We start from the raw sequence: 17453 nt of genomic DNA, 5'->3' as shown, positions 1-17453 counted from the left end.
CCTCTGGAGCCTTCGACATCGGCGACGAGTCGGCACTCGTCGATAACCTCACCCGCCTGGAATTCCTGCGCCGCTACATGGCCGAAGGTCTGTCCGCCGTGCAGCCCGATCCGCAACGCACGCTGTACAAGCCCAGCGGCTTCACCAAGGCGGTCACGCTGAAAGAAGACGGCCTGCTTACCTTCTTGTTCGCAAGGCTGGTGGTCATGCCCGGGTACTACCTGGCGGGCGGCCCCCTCATCGATCGATATCTGATCCACCGCGCGGCCAGCGCCCAGTGGCCTGCCGAAGTGGAACGTTTATGCGCGCCAGGCGCCGATCTGAGCGGCTATGACACCACGCCCGTGCAAGCCCGCAAGGATATCTATCACCGCTTCAATGGCCAGGGCTTTGACCTGGTCAACCTCAAGGGCGAGGTGGTGGGTTGATTGCTGCCCGGCGCCGACACCGAGAGCGGCCGCTGGCGTAACACCGCATGGTATTGCCGCTCTTCGAACTCCTACGCAAATTTCTTCTGCAAGAAAAATATCATCCACGTGAGGATACTTATGCAACCTATCGTTCTCGTCGGCCATCGCCATGATTGTCCCACCCACGGCATGGGAACCGTCGTCAGCGGCGCGCCGCAAGCCAATGTGGAGGGCCGCCCCATCGCACGCGTCGGCGACAAACTAAGCTGCGGCGCGGTGATCCAGTCGGGATCGTCGACCGCGACGGTCGACGGCAAGGCGGTCGCCCGGCGGGGCGACACGACCAGCCACGGCGGCGTGCTGATAGAAGGCGAGCCGGGCTGGTTGGTCGACTGATATGTCCTTGCACGCCGACGGGCAGCACGACATGCCCGCCTGGCGTTGCCTGCAACGGGCGCACGCCTTGATGAGAGGAACCCCAGCATGACGGTTATCGCCAAAACCCTTCGTGAACTCGACGCCGGCACGCCGAGCGACGCCGCCCAGTCCAGCCACAACTGTAAAGTCGACGCGCAAGACGCTGGTGGCGCCATCCTACCGTCGATCCTTGATCGGATACCGGATGCACGCGCTACCGTGGAGCGATCGGGCCTTGTCTGTCTCGATTCGGACTGGAAAGGGTGGGCGGTGCAGTATCGGTTCCAGTGTGCGCATGGCCATGTTTTTTTCAAGTATTTGCGCAGATCCGCGGTTGCCGGCACCTGCCCGGCGTGCGAGTCGAACCGCTTTAGTGGACGCTTGCATGCCCTCGTACGTGAGGCCGGCGTGACGTGTCTGGAGCCAGGTTGGCTTGGCTCGAATGTGAAGCACCGTTTCCGCTGTGCCGAGGGCCATGCCTGGGAGCGTCGGGGGAGGCACGTTCTTAGGTGTGCGGGGTGCCCCGAATGTTCGCGTGCGCAAGGTGCTTTGCGCCGTCGCCGCGTCGAGGGACTGGCAGCTCTGAAAGAGGTGGCCGCGCGTCGAGGCGGCCAATGCCTGGCCGATCGTTATGAAGGAGTGGAGCATGCTTACGCTTTCCAGTGCGCCGAAGGGCATGTATGGAAAGCTCGTGGCAGCAGGGTGCTAGCGCGTACCTGGTGCCCGGCATGCGCAGGCCGGCGCAGAGCAGAGCAGCGCCGTCATGTGGACGGCTTATCGCGTTTGTGCGCCGCCGCGGCGAGCCGGGGCGGCGAATGCTTGAGCGCGACTTACGAGGGGGCGGCGGCGTATTACCGATTTCGCTGTTGCGCTGGTCACGAGTGGGAAGCGTCGGGCCGAAAGGTGTTCGAAGGCTGCTGGTGCATGGCCTGCGTCTACGACGCCAAGCGCCTGAGCTTGGACGTGGCGCGGCAGGCCGCAGCCGAGCGCGGAGGTCAATGTCTATCGGCTCATTACGAAAGCGCAACCGCAAAAATGCACTGGTTGTGTCACCGTGGACATGCTTGGTGGATTTCGCTTTCTAGCGTTCGCGCGGGGCATTGGTGTCCGGAGTGCGCCAACATGGACAGAATTACCAATCGCAAGTCAAAAGCTCGGTGGCGTTACCGATCAGCATTGGAAGGCGGCTAGCTGATCGAGATGCTGCACAACGGTAAGCGCCGGCGCTTCGAGTGGTGGCTGTTCAATCGCCCGGCCACGCAATGCGAGCATTTGACCATGCACAGGTAATTGCGCTCAGGATCTGGCGGCGCGCCTCGGGGGCTAGGGCAGGGGCTATGGCCAGCGTGGCCATGCGCCTTTCATAAAGATCGAATTCCGGATTCCAGCAGTGGGCCTTTACGCCCCAGGAGTCCTCGGACCAGGCGATGACATCCTTGAACGCGATCCGATCCGTCAAGTCGGGGCCGTAAAGCACGCTGTCTGCCGTTATCAGGACAGAGTCTGGATCGGCGCGCGAGAACATGAAATGGAGAAAGCACACGACCGACAAGATGGTTAACAGCCACTTGGCCCATTGGATAGGGTCGGCGTGCAAGGCTCGCGCCGCGAACATGGCAAAGGGCACAGTGAGGGCATACAGACAGATCGACGCAATCGCAGCCTTGAAGATGCGCCTGGCGATTCTCTCAAGGAGCGCGTTTCCTATCTCGCCGTTGAAGTAAATGATCAAGTCGCCGTTCGCCTGGATCTCAAGTCTCGCGCTTTTCGTTCTGATGGTGGGCGCGATATTGACGTCCATTGGCGTCGCGGCTATTGCGGGGGCATGTACGTCAATTTTCATAATGATGAGCTGCTTGAAATCGGTGGCTGTCATTAATCCAGACTGAGCGCATGGCCGGCAGCGCGATTGTCAAGCGGCGCGCCGGCGTTGCGCTATTGCGCCGGTAGCCGGCGCGGGCTCCTGCGGACTGCTGTTTTCGAATGCGAGGACGGTGCGTGCGTCGAGGCTGCGTGCGCTCTCGTCGAGGCACTCGAGAAGCGCATCCAGAGCCGGCTCCCGGTCGCGGCCTGCCGCAAGGAAACAGCCTATTGGGCCGTAGTCGAGTTCCTCGCCGACATCAATCGTCTTGAGCATGCCGCTCCGGATGAACGGGTGGGCGATGCCTTTGACCATCAAGGCCAGTGCGCGGTTGTTTTGCAGCAGGCTGATGTTGGTGAGCAGGGACGTGGACTCCACTATCGTGGAGGGCGGGGGCATCCCGACGCGCGTGAACAAGCTCTCCGCGACGTGCCGAAATGACGAATCCCGCGGGGGAAGCAGCCACGGGAATTCGTGCATGTTTTTCCATGCGTCCGGGCCTGTTTCCTGCAAGGCGTGATTGGCGCCGGCCACGACGCAATACTCTTCTCGATAGAGCGGCGTTGCCGTGAGTTCTCCGGCGTCGGGATGCCATTTCCAGTCGTCCGGAATGCGCCCGATGACCATGTCGAGCTCGCCGACCTTCAACCCCGATAGCAGGTGGTTCATGTGGCCTTGCCGGACGGAGACAGTCAAGCCTGGCGCCCGTTCCATCAGCAGGTCCAGCGCGCCGGGGAGCGCGGACACGGATGCGGAATTCAAGGTGCCGATCAGGAGGCCGCCGGATGTCCCGAGATGATAGGCCTCGACATCGTCGTTCAGTTTGCACAGGGCGGCGAGGATGTAGTGCAGGCGGCGCGATACCAGTTCGCCCAGTTCGGTGACCGTTACGCCGCGATGACCGCGGATCAGCAGAGGAGCCTTGAAGTGATATTCAAGCTCTTGAACAATTTTCGTGACCGAGGGCTGAGTGAGGTTCAAGGCCGCGGCGGCTTTGATCAGCGAGCCGCTCGTCACGATCTGGTCGAACACGACCAGTTGATAGAACTTCACTTTGCGCGAGAGCGATACAACGGAGTGCTTCATGGTGGGAGACCCGGGACAAGTGCATGTGAGCGCAGGCAACGACGTGGACGCGCAACGCTCGACATAGGCAAGGCATGGCTGCCCCTATGTTTCGAACACCGCTGCCGGGCCTGTGCGGTCGGTGCGGCACACGGCGCCGCCGGCCGAACCAATGCGGAAAGAAATGCAGTGGTCAGGGAGAGTCTTTTTGTTTTCACGGGAAGGTCGGTCCGCCTGGATAACTTGATGGGCGCGAATGCCTGGGCAAGTCGCGGAGTTACGCTCGGTATGAACTTGAATACACACGTAAAGCGCCAAAGTTTGAGCGCATCGGTTTTACGAAGAAATAAGAAATTTCTTAAAAATTAGGAAGGTGCCTAGGGTCGTGCCGGCCGACGCCGCCGGCATTGCGGCCACGCGCGATGCCCGCCTCGAAATGGGCGGGCAGTATCCGGGGGACGAATTCATCTACCGGCGCCGTGCGCCGCGTGGCGCCGCCGGGAAAAATACAGAGGCCAGCAGGAACGGATAATCAGTCCCGCCCTTGCGGGCTGCCCGGCATTCCGGGCGTCAACCGCGCAGGGCCGCTTCGATCGCGGCGACGTCGATCTTTCGCATTTCCATCATGGCGTTGAACGCGCGCTTGGCCGCCGCTGGATCAGGGTCGGAGATCGCTTCTATCAGGATGCGCGGCGTGATCTGCCACGACAGTCCCCACTTGTCCCTGCACCAGCCGCATTCGCTTTCCTGGCCGCCGTTTCCAACAATCGCGTTCCACAGGCGGTCCGTCTCGGCCTGGTCGTCGGTCGCGACCTGGAACGAGAACGCCTCGCTGTGCTTGAAGGCGGGGCCCCCGTTCAGTCCGAGGCAGGGGATGCCCATCACCGTGAACTCGACCGTCAAGACGTCGCCTTCCTTGCCCGAGGGATAGTCGCCGGGCGCGTGATGGACGGCCTTTACCGCGCTGTCGGGGAACGTCTCGGCGTAGAACGTGGCGGCGTCCAATGCGTCGCTGTCGTACCAGAGGCATATCGTGTTTTTGCTGATCATCCTGATTCTCCTTGATTGACACGAATACGTGCATTCGGACCATACGGGAGGGAGAGAAGAACAACGTCGAAGCACGCTTCAAGGCAAGTTTCGCGCAAAACCGGTTTCGTCGCCAAGGCGCCTGCCGCCCCGCTGTTCCTGGACGGCTGGCCGGGGAGCGAAGGGCGGGTCGGCGGGGCCGTGCGAGATTTGTTCTCCGGCATCATCTGTTATGGACGGAATCTTCCGCCTCTGTGTCTTTCGTGCAGTGGACTCGGTCTGCACAATTTCTTCCTTGGCCGCCATGGGTAGGCGGCGCTGACGAGGATGTCCCATGCGCTATCGCTATCTCACCGCCGACGTGTTCACCGGCCATGCCTACCAGGGCAATCCGCTGGCTGTCGTGCTGGACGCCCAAGGGCTCAGCACTGCCCAGATGCAGCGGATCGCCCGCGAATTCAATTACTCCGAGACCAGTTTCGTGCTGCCTGCGAAGGATCCGGCGCATACGGCCTGGGTGCGCATCTTCACGCCGGATCGCGAGGTGCCGTTTGCGGGGCATCCCAATATCGGCACGGCCGTGGTGCTGGCGCGCCAGAAGATCGCCGCCGGGCTGCCGGCGCCGGATGCGTTCGTGTTCGAGGAGGCGGCGGGGCTGGTGCGCATCGCGCTGACTTATGGCGCCCAAGGCGTGGAAGGGGCGGAGCTGCTTGCGCCGCAGCCGCTGTCGCGGGGCAGCGAAGCGCCAGAGGCGGCGGTGGCGCGGGCGCTGCAGCTGGAGCCGGCGGACATCGATGTATCCGAGCATGCGCCCCAGGTGGTGTCGGTCGGACTGGCGTTTCTGGTGGTGCAGCTTGCCAGCCGCGATGCCTTGCGCCGGGCGGCGCCGGATGTGGGCGGCTATGCGGCGTTGCTGCCGCTGGACGGCGCGAAGTCCATCTACGTGTACACCACCGATACAGCCGCCGATGCCGTGGATGCGCCGACCGGTATTCAGGCGCGCATGCTGACCGGACGCATGACCGAGGACCCCGCCACCGGCAGCGCGACGGCGGCCGTCACGGCGCTGCGCGCGGCCTTGCGGAACGAGGGCGTGCTGCGGTTGCGCGTGGGCCAGGGCGTGGACATGGGGCGCGCAAGCCTGTTGCTGGCGCATGCCGAGCCCAGGCCTGATGGCGTGTGGGCAGGCGTGGCCGGCCAGGCCGTGGTGGTGATGGAAGGCACCTTGCCCGCGCCCGCCGAACCGTGACGCAGCCTGTCTTGCCTGGGGCGCGAGGCCTCATGTATGCTCTCTTTCATGAACGCATTGCATTGCGCCCCGGTGTTCCGGGCAGACAATCGACGAATCACTCGACGTCTACGTTGAGTGGCTAGTCACGTTCGGGCGCTGAGTGTTCAGCGCTTCTCCCTGAAGGCCACGATACCCCTCGTGGCCTTTTTGTTTGCAGTTCCTTTCCGCGTCCGGGGCGTATCGCAGGCCTTCATTTCTTTCATCGAAGGAATGAAGCATGACCCATCAAGACCTTGCCATCCGGCCTTACCACCCGTCCGACGAAGCGGCCGTTATTGCGCTGTGGCGCGACTGCGGCCTGACCCGGCGCTGGAATGATCCTAAGAAGGACATCGTGCGCAAGCTGACCGTGCAGCCCGACCTGTTTCTGGTGGGGGAGGTGGACGGCGTCATCGTCGGCACGCTCATGGGCGGCTACGACGGCCATCGCGGCTGGATCAACTATCTGGCGGTGTCGCCGGAGCACCAGCGGCGCAGCTACGCCACGGCCCTCATGCGCGCCGTGGAGCGCAAGCTGCTGGAATTGGGCTGCCCTAAGATCAACCTGCTGATCCGGTCGGGCAATGTCGCCGTGACGGGCTTCTACGAAAGCCTGGGTTTCGGACAGGACGAGGTGATCAGCCTGGGCAAGCGCCTGATTCCAGACTGTTGAACGGGTCGGCGGCGCATCGGCTGGGAGATGGTCCGATACCGCCGTCTTGAGAATCTGTTGGTCCGATATGCCGTTGAAATTGCGGTCAGTCCGTAAGGGGCCGCCGCAAACTTCCTGTGCCTGTCTTGCCGCCGCCGTGTCCTGGCGCGCTGCATTGCCGCGGGCGATATCCGCCGCGGCAAATGCCGCGGCGGCACAACAGGAGGATGACGATGCGATATGGGAACCTATGGCTGCGCGTGGCGGCCGCGGCATTGCTCGCGCTTTGCGCGCTGCCCGCGCGGGCAGAGCCGGTCGTGCTGAAGATGGCGCACTTCCTGGGGCCGCAGAGCTTTTTCCAGGTGGACCTGGTTGAGCCTTGGGCGCGCGAACTGGAAAGAAGGACCGGCGGGCGGGTGCGGGTGGAAGTGCTGAACGGCAGTTCACCGCTCGGCAATGTGCGCAAGCAGGCCAGCCAGGTCAAGGAGGGCGTGGTCGATATCGCGCTGGGCCTGCGCGGCGCCGAAGGAGACCGCTTCCTGCGCAGTTCGATCATCGAGCTGCCGTTCGTGGTGGCGGATGCCGGCAGCGGATCCAGGGCGCTGTGGGGACTGTTCCGGGACGGCGTCATCGCCGACGAATACCGGGACTTCAAGGTGCTTGCGCTGTTCGTGCATAACCCGGGACTGATCCACACCAAGGCTGCGCCGGTCAGGGAGCTGCCGGACCTGAAGGGTTTGCGCCTGCGCGTGCCGAACGCCACGGTGGCCAGGGCGCTGGAACACGTGGGCGCGGTGCCCAGGCTGTTGCAGCCGGACGAGATCGTTGCCGCGCTGCGCGGGAATCAGCTCGACGGCATCGTGACCAACTGGGGCACGCCCATTGCCGGCTTCAACGACGAAACGGCCTGGCACACCGCCGTGCCGTTCTACGCGTCGGCGTTCTTCATCGTCATGAACCAGGCGCGGTACAACGGCCTGCCCGCGGATATCCGCCAAGCCATCGACAGTCTCTCCGGCGACGCGCTGGTCGAACGGTTCGGCCCGCTGTGGGACCAGTGGGACAAGCCCTTGCACGACGGGGCGATCGCGCTGGGCAGGACGATCCTGCGGCCGGACGCGGACGCGCTGCTGCGCTGGAAGACAGGTTTGCAGCCGATGTCGGATGCCTATGTGAAGATGCTTGAGTCCAAGGGGTTCCACGATGCCCGCCGCGTGCATGAGCGCCTGCTGACGCAATCGGCCGGGCGTTGACGCCGGCCTTTTGCGCTGCCCTTGCTCCCGCGCGGCGCGCGCGGGAATCGTCGTATCGCCTCGGTCAGATCGCTTGCGTCAGATACACGGCTTCGCGGCCGACGATAGGCATGCGGGTGGGCATGAAGATCGTGCAGTGGTCGCACGGCGAGCGGATTTCCTCGCCGCCGTTCAGGGCGATCAGTTCGCCCTTGTCGAAGGTTTCAAAGCCGATGACCGGGCGCGTGAAGCTGAAGTCCTCGGACTTCACCATGTGGACTTCCAGCAGGCGATAGCGCTGCGGAACAGGCGGCGGCGTGGCGCCCGCCGGCATGTCGATCAAGCCCAGGTGCGCCAGGAAGCGCAGCGAGACGTCGGTGGCCAACTGGGCGGCGGACTGGGCGAAATGCTGGCCGCATTCCACCACCAGGGCGCCGCCGCTGTCCGACATGGGATCGCCATGGTGGCCGTAGCCCATGACGCCCGTGCCGGGGAACTTGTCCTGCGGCATGACCAGATGCACTTGCGGCGCGCCCACGGCGGCTGCCAGCGCGGTGTTGCGGTCCATCTCGTTGTAGACCCAGAAGGGCTGCACCGGCGCGCGGGTGGAGTGGATGTCCAGCACGAAGTCGGCGGCGTCCAGCACCGGGCGCAATTCGCGGGCGCGGCGCAGTTCGGGGCTGTCTTCGGGGCCGTCCAGCATGGCGGCCGACCAGATGCGGTTCAGGTTGTGGACGAGCTGGCGGTTGTCGTAGGGCTTGTCGATGTCGAAGGCCTCGTAGGCCTCGACGTGGGCGAAGCTGACGGTCAGCGTGCCGATCTTGGGGCGCACGCCCGTGTCCAGCAGATGGGTCGCGGCCACCATGCCGCAGATTTCATTGCCGTGCGTGATGGCGTTGATCAGCGCGTGCGGGCCGGGACGGCCGGATTCGAAGCGGTGGACGTAGGGGATGCCGGTGTTGCCCTGGCGGTACGCGGAGAGGTCGCGGGGGAGGACTTCGAGCGGAGCGGTATCGGGTTCGAAAGCAGGATTTTGCATGAGGGTCAGGCCTATTCAGGACGTATGCCGGCGCGGTCGATCAGGTCTTTGTACAACGCCAGGCGCTCGGACATCATGGCGGTGAACTGTTGGGGCGTCTGGTCTTCGGGCGGCAGGGCGCCGGCCTTTTCCAGGGATTGGGACATGCCGTCCTGCGCGGCCACGGTGCGCACCGCCTTCAACAGCGTCTGGATGATGTCTGGCGGCGTGTCCGCCGGCGCGGCCAGGCCGATCCACGACATCGCGTTGAGCACCGGGTAGCCCAGTTCCGCGAAGGTGGGCACGTCCGGCAGCGCGTCCAGGCGGTGGGGCGCGGCAACGGCCAGCGCGCGCATCTTGCCGGCCTGGATGTGCGGAAGGAAAGGGGCCAGGTTGTCCAGCGCGAATTGGGCCTGGTTGGAGAGCAGGGCGTTGATCAGGGGCGCGCCGCCGCGGTAGGGCACGTGCATCGCCTGGAGTTGCAGGGTGTTCTTGAGCAGCTCCGCGTTGAGCTGGCCCATGCTGCCGATGCCGGCGGTGGCGAAGTGCAGCTCGTCGGGGCGCGCCTTCAGCAGCGCCACGAATTCCGCGAAAGTCTTGGCGGGCACGTCGATGTTGGTCACCAGCACGTTGGGCGTGCGCGACAGCTGCGAGATCGAGATGAAGTCCTTGATCGGGTCGTAGCCCAGGTCGGCGCGCATCAGCGGATTGGCCAGGTGCGAGCTTTGCGAAGACGCGACGAGCGTGTAGCCGTCGGGCTTGGCGCGCGCAACGCGCTGGCTGCCGATGGCCCCGCCCGCGCCGTCGCGGTTTTCGATGATGACGGTGGCGCCCAGGGCCTTGCCCAGCGACTCGGCGTAGATGCGGCCGATCAGGTCGACCGAGCCGCCGGCGGGGAAGGGGACGACCAGCGTGATGGGACGCGACGGATAGGGGTTGGCGCGTGCGGACAACGGCAGCAGGGCGGCGCCCAGGCCGGCGATGACGAGGCTGCGGCGGGCCAGCGACGGCGCCTCGGGATGGTGCTTCATGAAACTCTCTTGTGGTGACGGTCAGTTTGGTCTATTTTGCAATACGAATTGCAGGAAGAAATATAAGATGCAATGAACATTGTGAAATCTGGGGTTATCACTTAGACCGCTTGCCGAATCCGCTGCCACCATGAACCTGAACCAACGCATCGCCGGCTACGGCAAGAAACTCAGCAAGACCGAACGGCTGCTGGTCGAGGAAATGCAGGCGCGGTACCCGCAGGGGCTGCTGGAATCGGCCACCGCGCTTGCCAGGAAGGTCGGCACCAGCGCATCCACGGTGGTCCGGCTGCTGGCCAAGCTGGGCTATGAAAGCTATGCGCAGGCGCAGATGGAGGCGCGCGCGGAGGTGACGGCGCGCCTGGCCTCGCCAGGGGCGCGCGCGGATGCCGTGAGCGGCGACAGCCCGTCGGCCCGAGCCTGCCTGAACAATGCCTTGCTGCATGACCAGCACAATCTGCAGGAGACGTTCGCCTCGATCGACGTGGCGGCGTTCGAGGCGGCGGTGCGTTTGCTGACGCAACGCAAGGGCCGGGTGCATGTGCTGGGGTTGCGGCAAGCGGCGCCGCTGGCGAGCCACGTCGCGCTGTATCTCAATATGTGCCTGCCGTCGGTCAAGCCCATGGCGGTGTCCGGACCGCTGTTCCTGGAAGACCAGCTGCTCTGGATCGATGAAAGCGACGTGCTGCTGGCGTTCACGTTCAGGCGCTATTCAGTGGCGTCGGCCAACGCGGTGAAGTACTTCAGGCAGCGCGGCGGCAAGGTGGTGCTGATCACCGATTCCGCCTCGGCGCCCGCGGCCGCTTCGGCGCATCATGTGCTGATTGCGCGCAGCTCCAGCGCGTCGCCGTTCGACTCCTACACGGCCGCCTTCTCGGTGTGCAATGCGCTGCTGGCGGCGGTGGCGCAGCGCCGCAAGAAGGAGTTGGGCGCCGCATTGGAGCGCGGCGAAGGCTTGTGGGATGCGCAGTGGATCCGCCAGGCAGGCGATTAGCCCCACGCCAGCCGCCGCATCGAGCGCATGAGCCGCAGTCGCGCGGGCGGCTGAAAACATGCGAATTCGGGGCATTTTTCCCGCCGGCAAGATGCGCGCGCACTACCCCTTCTAGTACTGCCTAACCCTTTGAAAACAGTGCTTTTCAAGCCTGTTTTTTTTTGGCATATTGCGGCCGGACGAGCAGATTTCTGGAGCGCACCATGGGGGCGTGGCCGCAGCGGCATATCGATGGTTTTCAAGTGCAATGCGAGGTGGTCAGCCTGGATGCCGGGGTGTTGGCCATCGAGGTAACAGTCTGCCGGACTGGCAATGGCGATTTCCAGCAGCGCTGGTCCTTGCCGCGCTTCGTGACCTTCGAGGACGCCAAGATCGCGCGGCGTCATGCGGAGCTGGTGCTTTCGGGCATTGTGTCGGTGGATGCGTCCACGGGCGAGCCGCGCTACGGGATTCTCTAGCCGGCCGCCGCTGGGGCGGCTGGTTTTTTTGTTTCGTTTATCACAATCGTGTGTTTTGTTCGGAGGGGTTTGGCCGGTACAGTGATAGGGGATGACAACAAAAAAGGAGAGTTCCATGTTTGACACTTTTCCTCGCTTGCGCCGTACGGGCATGGCTGCCGTCACGATCGGCGCCGCAGGCCTGCTGTTCGCAGGCTGCACCACCACCACCCCTCCCAAGTCTTCCACCTCGACTTCCGAGCAGCGCCAGTCGCTGAACAGCGCGGCCAACGCGACGCTCAGCAGGCTCTACGAAGCCTCTCCCCAATCCAAGGACCTGGTGGCGCGCGCCAAGGGCGTGCTGGTCTTCCCGGACGTGCTCAGCGGCAGCTTCATTGTCGGGGCCGAGCATGGCAAGGGCGTGCTGCGCGTAGGCGGCGCGAACGCGGGCTACTACAGCACGACCGCGGGTTCGATCGGCTTCCAGGCCGGCGCGCAGTCCAAGGCGATGATCCTGCTGTTCATGACGGATGAATCGCTGAACAAGTTCCGCAACAGCAGCGGCTGGACCGTGGGCGCCGATGCCACGGTGGCCGTCGTCAATGTCGGCGCGACCGGACGCATCGACACCAACACCGCGCAGCAGCCGGTGGTGGGCTTCGTCATGAACAACGGCGGCCTGATGGCGGGCGTGTCGCTGGCGGGCACGAAGATCTCGAAGCTCGACCCCTGAACCGGCAGCGCCCACGCAAAACGCCGCGGAAATGTTCCGCGGCGTTTTGTTTTGGTGCGGGGAAAGAAGGGGGATGCCCCGCGCGGTTGCGTCGGCCGGCTAGCCGATCAGGGGAGCGCTGTTGTTGCGGACGGCTGTCTCGCGTTCTATCTCGGCTTCTTCGATTTTCGGATCCAGGCCGCGCCAGCGCACGATACTGCCGCGCTCTTGCTCGGGCTCCCAGCCCAGCATGCCATAGCGCGTGATTTCAGTTTCGCCTGTGTCGAACTCCACTTCAAAGTAGCCCTGACGATCGGGTAGCGTATTGCCGGGGAACCATTCGGTTTCGGGCATGGTTTGCTCCTTGCTAAGCGATGGGAGGGAAGCCTGCGCCGGCGGTTGGCAGGCGCCAGGCGCTTTCATTGTGGGCTTGCGGGGGCGATCCCGCAAGTGCCGGGACGGACTTGAAGACGGACGCTAGGCGAGCGGGACGGCGGTGGTGTAGAGCACCTGCTTGAGCGCGAAGCTGGAGCGTATGCTGGCCACGCCCGGAATGCGGGTGATGTGCTCGACGATCAGGCGCTCCAGCGCATCCACGTCGGGCACCAGGGCGCGGATCAGGTAGTCGGCGTCGCCGGACATCAGGTAGCACTCCATGATTTCCGGCAGCACGGCGATTTCGCGTTCAAAGACGTCCAGCGCGGCTTTGCGTTGCTTGTCGAGCGAAATCTGGATGAACACGTTCACTTTCAGGCCCAGCTTGCGCGCGTTCAGCAGCGTGACGCGGCGATCGATGAGGCCTTCGGTTTCCAGGCGGCGGACGCGGGCCAGGCAGGGCGATGCGGACAGGTTCACACGCGCGGCCAACTCCACATTCGTGAGGCGCGCGTCGCGCTGAAGTTCGTTCAGGATGCGGATGTCAGTGGCATCCAGGTTGATTTCCGGCATAAGTCACCTAGGGATTGTCTATTTGCAGTTCATCTGTGCTGAGTATGCCGGTTATTGGCATAAATTGAGGTGAAATGTGCTGGGGTTTACCCTATAGACTATTTCTTCCTTTGGCTGTTCGGCCAAAGCGCAGAATAATCAAGCGGTAGATCGAGCAGTAATGAGTCAGCAAAGCACGTTGCGCAAGTTCTTGCCTCTGGTGGGCGCGGTGGTCATCTGGGGCGGCAATTGGCCGGTGATGAAGCTGGGCCTGGCGCACATGAGTCCGCTATGGCTGGCCGCCAGCCGCTTCGGGTCGGCCGCGCTGATCAGCGTGCTGGTGCTGGGCCTGCTGGGCCGCCTGCGCCTGCCCACCCGCCAGGAATGGCCGCTGGTGGCGGGCGTGGCCCTGCTGCAGATGGGGGCGTTCACCGCGCTGGCCTTGTGGGCGCTGCAGTATGTGGCGCCGGGACGCGCATCCGTCATCGCCTACGCGACCTCCATCTGGGTGATCCCGCTGTCGTCGCTGATCCTGAAAGAGCGCTTGTCGATGGGCCAATGGCTGGCGACCGCATTGAGCTATGCGGGCATCGGCGTCATCGTGGCGCCCGCGTTCAGCCCCTGGCAGGCGCATACCGTGATCGGCCTGGCGATGCTGCTGGGCGCCTCGTTCGCCTGGGCCTGCAACATCATCCAACTGCGCGGCAATCGTCATGTGCGGCTGGGCGCGGACATGATCCCGTGGCAGACCGCCATCGCCACCGTGCCGCTGGCTGCCCTGGCGTGGATGCGCGATGGTGCCCCGGCGTTTCTGGCGGCGCCGGAGGCATGGCCCGTCATCCTCTACACCGGCCCGCTCGCCACGGCCTTGACGTTCATCGTTGTGCTGGGCATGACGCAGAAGATGCCGCCGGCGGCGACCTCCATTGCGATGCTGTGCGTGCCGGTGATCGGGCTGATCGTGTCGTCGCTGGTGTTCCATGAGCGCATCTCGGCCGACCTGGCGCTGGGCCTTGCCCTGATCGGCGTGAGCGTGGCCGCCTCGGCTCTGGCCGCGCGGTTCAAGCGCCCGCTGGTGCTGCGTCCGTTGTAGAAGGATCTAGAATGGCGTGCGCCGGGGAGGGCCCGGCATTTCATGCAGGCGCGCAGCTGATATGGATTCGCTATACGTGTTGGTCGTGGTGGGCGCCATGGCCGCGGGTTTTGTGCAGGGCTTGTCGGGCTTCGGTTTTGGCATGGTGGCCATGTCGTTCTGGGCCTGGACGGTGGACCCGAAGCTGGCGGCCGCGATGGCCGTGTTTGGCGCCTTGACCGGGCAGCTGCTGGCGGCGTTCACGGTGCGCCGGGGATACGCCGCGGCGCACCTGCTGCCGTTCGTCGCGGGAGGGCTGCTGGGCATTCCGCTGGGCGTGAAGTTGCTGCCCCATCTTGATCCCTTGATGTTCAAGGCATTCATCGGAGGCCTGCTGGCGGTGTGGTGTCCCGTCATGCTGTTTGCGGCGCGCATTCCGCGCATCACCGTGGGCGGCAAGACGGCCGATGGCGTGGTCGGGGCCATCGGCGGCGTCATGGGCGGCATCGGCGGCTTCACGGGGGTGATTCCCACGCTGTGGTGCACCCTGCGCGGCTTTGACCGCGACGTGCAGCGCGCGGTGATCCAGAATTTCAATCTGTCGATGCTGATGGTGACGATGGCCAGCTACGTGCTGACGGGCGTGGTCACGCGCGACATGCTGCCGCTGTTCGCGATGATCGTGCCCGCGATGCTGGTGCCCACGCTGTGGGGCGCGCGCGTCTATGTGGGAATCAGCGACGCGGCCTTTCGCCGCGTGGTGCTGAGCCTGCTGACCTTGTCGGGTTTCGCCCTGCTGGCCTCGTCGGTGCCCAGGCTGCTGGCCTAGCGAGCACAGGCGCCGGCCGGGCAGGGGCGGATGGCATGCTATCGTTGAGCATTCAAGTGAGAATCACGCATGGCATTGCATCGTTTCCAGAAAGGCGAACTGGGTCATTGGCTGCGCATCGTGGCCGACAATTGCGAACCCGGCGCCGCCCAGACCGAAGTGCCCGAGCATGTGGCAAAGGCGCTGGAAACGCTGCGTTGCGTTGAAGCCGGCGCCGACGGCCGCTGGCTCATCACCGACAAGGGCAGGCTTTCCCTGCGCATGGAAGAGCCGGGCGCCATACACGTGCGCTAGCCGGTTTCCGGGCGGATTCCGCCCGAGAGTGGCGCAAAGCTTCAGCTTTCACCCCGTTTTAGCCGCGCAGCGCGGGCTGGCGCGGCGAATTTGCGCATTGTTTGCGAATGATCTCGCAGTATTTCGCACGTTCGCGGCCATCCGGGCCGCCGTACGGGATTTCCTGAGACGGAATGTGCGATTTGGCATCTTTCCGACGTATCGCGGGGGGCGCGGCCCCAGTAAGATGAACTTGCGTGACGTTTACAGGTCTATTCATTTGCGCGGAGATTTCTCCTCCGCCAACGTCACGCGTGGTTCACGCGTTTAGGTAACCGACTGGGAGGTAGCACATGCAGCATCGTGACCAGGAAGTACTGATCGACGTTTCCACGGCGGCCATGGATACCGGCGGATATGGCGTATTGCTGACGGTAACGGCCGAGGGCGGCACCGAAGTGGATGCCGCGTTTTCCCACTTGGGCAACTGCGCTTCGTTGGACGAAGCACGTGATCGCGCGGAAGTCTTCGCGCAGAACTGGGTCGAGGAAAACATCTTCCGATAGGGCGCTTTGCCCTGGATGGAGCTGATCGGCAGGGCCGGTCTGTGCGTGCATGAGCATTACGCAAATACTCAGAAGTTGGCGACGTAGATTTCGGTTATCGTTGCTGCTCCAAAACATGGGGCCCTTACCGGGTATGCGTCGTTCCAAGATGACTGCCGCACAGACCAACTCTTCTCTCGCGGAGCATATCCGCGCGCTGCGCGAACACTTCGATTCCGTCGTCCTGCCCATGTGGATCGGGCGAGGTTTCAACGATGCGCTCGGTCTGCCTTTTGAATCGCTGGATTCGTCCACCGGCGCTCCGTTGCCGGCGGCGCGCTATCGCGCGATGGCCTGCGCGCGCCAGTTGTATGTGTATGCCCAGGCGCCCGGCGTGGCTGCCGGCCAGCATGCCGACCGCCTGTTCGAATCGTTGCGGCGCGTGTTCCGCGACGAGCGCGGCGGCTGGCGCTATAGCGTGGATGCCGAAGCGCGTCCGCTGGACGAAACCCAAGACCTTTATACCCACGCCTTCATCGTGTTGGCCTGCGCGGCCTATTTTCAGCGCAGCCGCAACGCCGATGCGCGCAAGCTGATGCTGGGCACGGCCCAGACCATCGAAGCGCGCTTCAAGTCCGCCGATTCGCTGTATCACGCGGCGCTCTCCCCGGACCTGAGCCAGCCCTTGCGGCCGCCTGCGCAGAATCCCATGATGCATTTGACCGAGGCGTATCTGGCCGCCGCCCAGGTCGCCGAGCCCGCGCTGTTCGCGCAGCATTTGCGCGGGCTTGCGCAGGGCATCAGCCAGTTCTTCGTGCATGCGCCCACGCAATGCATCTCGGAAGCGCTGCAGGGCTCGGCCGGCAACCGCCTGGAGCCGGGCCATCAGTTTGAATGGCTGTCGCTGGTGCACGGCGCGGCCCAGGTATTCGAAGGCCTGGATCTTGCCGAATCGCTGCCGCGCGCGGTGCAGTGGTCCCGCGACCATGGCGTGGATGCGGGCGGGGTGATCGCGTCCCTGGACGAGTCCGGCGCCGTCGTCGACGATACGCGCCGGATCTGGGCGCAGACGGAATACTTGCGGGTGCTGGCCGTGGTGGGCGATCTGCCCGCGCTGGAGGCCGGGCTGGCGGATTTCCGCGCCCGTTTCCTGCATGCAGGCGGCTGGCACGAGTGCCTGGACGCGCAAGGCGCGGTGGCAAGGGCGGACATGCCGTCGACGTCGCCGTACCACCTGGCGACCTGTCTGGCCGCGTTGCCAAACGTTGTTTAATGACCGCGTTAACAATTTTTGTCGGTTCATCAACATGAATTGATAGAAAAATATTGGTGAAATCCCTTACAATTTGCTAACACAGTTTGTGGGGAAGCATCAATGAGCGTTATGTGTTTGGCTTGCCAACGCATTAACCCGGGGCTTGCGGGCGTTGCGCCGCATTCGCACCTGGGGCATCAGGGATTTACCAATCCGACGCAGAAGGGCCGGCAGGAAAGCCGCGAAGACCACTTCCGCTGCTTGAATTGCGGCGCGAAATGGCTGCGCGAAACCGATAGGTGGGGCGTGGACCTGGGCTTCAAGCTTGCGCCTTGATCGTCCTCTGCCGCAGTAATGAGAACGGGCTCCTGATGGAGCCCGATTTCATTTGGTCTTAGATTGTGCGGCCCATCTCGAAACCAGA

21 protein-coding genes are annotated in these 17453 nt (G+C 64.1%); 14 read left to right on the top strand and 7 right to left on the bottom strand.

Going from position 1 to position 17453, the window contains the following annotated elements; translation table 11 throughout:
• On the top strand, window positions 1-428 hold a 428-nt coding region (locus ACFWP0_RS26435), incomplete at its 5' end, for a hypothetical protein (protein WP_377847256.1).
• A 120-nt stretch (window positions 429-548) separates the two neighbouring features.
• Entirely contained in the window at window positions 549-806 is a 258-nt protein-coding gene (locus ACFWP0_RS26430) for a PAAR domain-containing protein (protein ID WP_377847254.1), read from the top strand.
• Between the two features lie 1264 nt (window positions 807-2070).
• Here ACFWP0_RS26430 and ACFWP0_RS26425 read toward each other — a convergent pair.
• The 3 genes from ACFWP0_RS26425 to ACFWP0_RS26415 form a co-directional block, all read right to left on the bottom strand.
• On the bottom strand, window positions 2071-2703 hold the full coding sequence (locus ACFWP0_RS26425) for a hypothetical protein (protein WP_377847252.1): 633 nt from the start codon (window positions 2701-2703) through the stop codon (window positions 2071-2073).
• A gap of 36 nt (window positions 2704-2739) precedes the next feature.
• Window positions 2740-3774 (bottom strand): LysR substrate-binding domain-containing protein, encoded by a 1035-nt coding sequence (locus tag ACFWP0_RS26420; protein ID WP_377847250.1) that lies wholly within the window; start codon window positions 3772-3774, stop codon window positions 2740-2742.
• A 549-nt stretch (window positions 3775-4323) separates the two neighbouring features.
• On the bottom strand, window positions 4324-4803 hold the full coding sequence (locus ACFWP0_RS26415; protein ID WP_377847248.1) for a VOC family protein: 480 nt from the start codon (window positions 4801-4803) through the stop codon (window positions 4324-4326).
• Window positions 4804-5116: 313 nt separating this feature from the next.
• Here ACFWP0_RS26415 and ACFWP0_RS26410 point away from each other — a divergent pair, with 313 nt between their 5' ends.
• The 3 genes from ACFWP0_RS26410 to ACFWP0_RS26400 all read left to right on the top strand — a co-directional run bounded on the left by ACFWP0_RS26410 (window position 5117) and on the right by ACFWP0_RS26400 (window position 7957).
• Window positions 5117-6031: a PhzF family phenazine biosynthesis protein gene (locus ACFWP0_RS26410; protein WP_377847247.1), complete on the top strand. Its 915-nt coding sequence runs from the start codon at window positions 5117-5119 to the stop codon at window positions 6029-6031.
• 259 nt (window positions 6032-6290) lie between these two features.
• Window positions 6291-6725, top strand: a complete 435-nt coding sequence (locus ACFWP0_RS26405; RefSeq protein ID WP_377847245.1) for a GNAT family acetyltransferase — start codon at window positions 6291-6293, stop codon at window positions 6723-6725.
• 212 nt (window positions 6726-6937) lie between these two features.
• Entirely contained in the window at window positions 6938-7957 is a 1020-nt protein-coding gene (locus ACFWP0_RS26400) for a TRAP transporter substrate-binding protein (protein ID WP_377847243.1), read from the top strand.
• 64 nt (window positions 7958-8021) lie between these two features.
• On the opposite strand, the gene ACFWP0_RS26395 is transcribed toward ACFWP0_RS26400, so the two are convergent.
• Window positions 8022-8975, bottom strand: a complete 954-nt coding sequence (locus tag ACFWP0_RS26395) for a succinylglutamate desuccinylase/aspartoacylase family protein (RefSeq protein ID WP_377847241.1) — start codon at window positions 8973-8975, stop codon at window positions 8022-8024.
• Window positions 8976-8986: 11 nt separating this feature from the next.
• Window positions 8987-9985: a Bug family tripartite tricarboxylate transporter substrate binding protein gene (locus tag ACFWP0_RS26390; protein ID WP_377847240.1), complete on the bottom strand. Its 999-nt coding sequence runs from the start codon at window positions 9983-9985 to the stop codon at window positions 8987-8989.
• A gap of 130 nt (window positions 9986-10115) precedes the next feature.
• On the opposite strand from ACFWP0_RS26390, the gene ACFWP0_RS26385 reads away from it, so the two are divergent.
• The 3 genes from ACFWP0_RS26385 to ACFWP0_RS26375 all read left to right on the top strand — a co-directional run bounded on the left by ACFWP0_RS26385 (window position 10116) and on the right by ACFWP0_RS26375 (window position 12149).
• Entirely contained in the window at window positions 10116-10979 is an 864-nt protein-coding gene (locus ACFWP0_RS26385; protein WP_377847238.1) for a MurR/RpiR family transcriptional regulator, read from the top strand.
• A 203-nt stretch (window positions 10980-11182) separates the two neighbouring features.
• A complete protein-coding gene (locus tag ACFWP0_RS26380) occupies window positions 11183-11437 on the top strand; it encodes a hypothetical protein (protein ID WP_377847236.1) in 255 nt (84 codons plus the stop codon).
• 115 nt (window positions 11438-11552) lie between these two features.
• Entirely contained in the window at window positions 11553-12149 is a 597-nt protein-coding gene (locus tag ACFWP0_RS26375; RefSeq protein ID WP_377847234.1) for a YSC84-related protein, read from the top strand.
• Window positions 12150-12248: 99 nt separating this feature from the next.
• On the opposite strand, the gene ACFWP0_RS26370 is transcribed toward ACFWP0_RS26375, so the two are convergent.
• Both ACFWP0_RS26370 and ACFWP0_RS26365 read right to left on the bottom strand, forming a co-directional pair.
• Window positions 12249-12482: a hypothetical protein gene (locus ACFWP0_RS26370; RefSeq protein ID WP_377847233.1), complete on the bottom strand. Its 234-nt coding sequence runs from the start codon at window positions 12480-12482 to the stop codon at window positions 12249-12251.
• A 123-nt stretch (window positions 12483-12605) separates the two neighbouring features.
• Window positions 12606-13076, bottom strand: coding sequence for an Lrp/AsnC family transcriptional regulator (locus ACFWP0_RS26365; protein WP_006226939.1), 471 nt, complete (start codon window positions 13074-13076; stop codon window positions 12606-12608).
• A gap of 160 nt (window positions 13077-13236) precedes the next feature.
• Between ACFWP0_RS26365 and ACFWP0_RS26360 the strand changes: the two genes are divergently transcribed.
• From ACFWP0_RS26360 to ACFWP0_RS26335, 6 genes are all read left to right on the top strand, one after another.
• Entirely contained in the window at window positions 13237-14148 is a 912-nt protein-coding gene (locus ACFWP0_RS26360; protein ID WP_377847231.1) for a DMT family transporter, read from the top strand.
• A gap of 61 nt (window positions 14149-14209) precedes the next feature.
• Window positions 14210-14956: a sulfite exporter TauE/SafE family protein gene (locus ACFWP0_RS26355; RefSeq protein WP_377847229.1), complete on the top strand. Its 747-nt coding sequence runs from the start codon at window positions 14210-14212 to the stop codon at window positions 14954-14956.
• A 69-nt stretch (window positions 14957-15025) separates the two neighbouring features.
• Window positions 15026-15250 (top strand): hypothetical protein, encoded by a 225-nt coding sequence (locus ACFWP0_RS26350; protein ID WP_377847227.1) that lies wholly within the window; start codon window positions 15026-15028, stop codon window positions 15248-15250.
• A gap of 332 nt (window positions 15251-15582) precedes the next feature.
• The gene (locus ACFWP0_RS26345) at window positions 15583-15795 is read left to right on the top strand and encodes a hypothetical protein (RefSeq protein WP_008159938.1); all 213 of its coding nucleotides are present in this window, start codon (window positions 15583-15585) and stop codon (window positions 15793-15795) included.
• A 148-nt stretch (window positions 15796-15943) separates the two neighbouring features.
• Complete coding sequence (locus ACFWP0_RS26340; protein ID WP_377847225.1) at window positions 15944-17047, top strand: AGE family epimerase/isomerase; 1104 nt, start codon at window positions 15944-15946, stop codon at window positions 17045-17047.
• Window positions 17048-17149: 102 nt separating this feature from the next.
• Window positions 17150-17365, top strand: a complete 216-nt coding sequence (locus ACFWP0_RS26335; protein ID WP_377847223.1) for a hypothetical protein — start codon at window positions 17150-17152, stop codon at window positions 17363-17365.
• Window positions 17366-17453: the final 88 nt, after the last annotated feature.

This window comes from Achromobacter sp. NPDC058515 (genome assembly GCF_042721735.1).
GTDB lineage: Bacteria > Pseudomonadota > Gammaproteobacteria > Burkholderiales > Burkholderiaceae_B > Achromobacter.
Note: the sequence above shows the minus strand (reverse complement) of the source record. Positions and strands in the feature narration are given on the sequence as shown.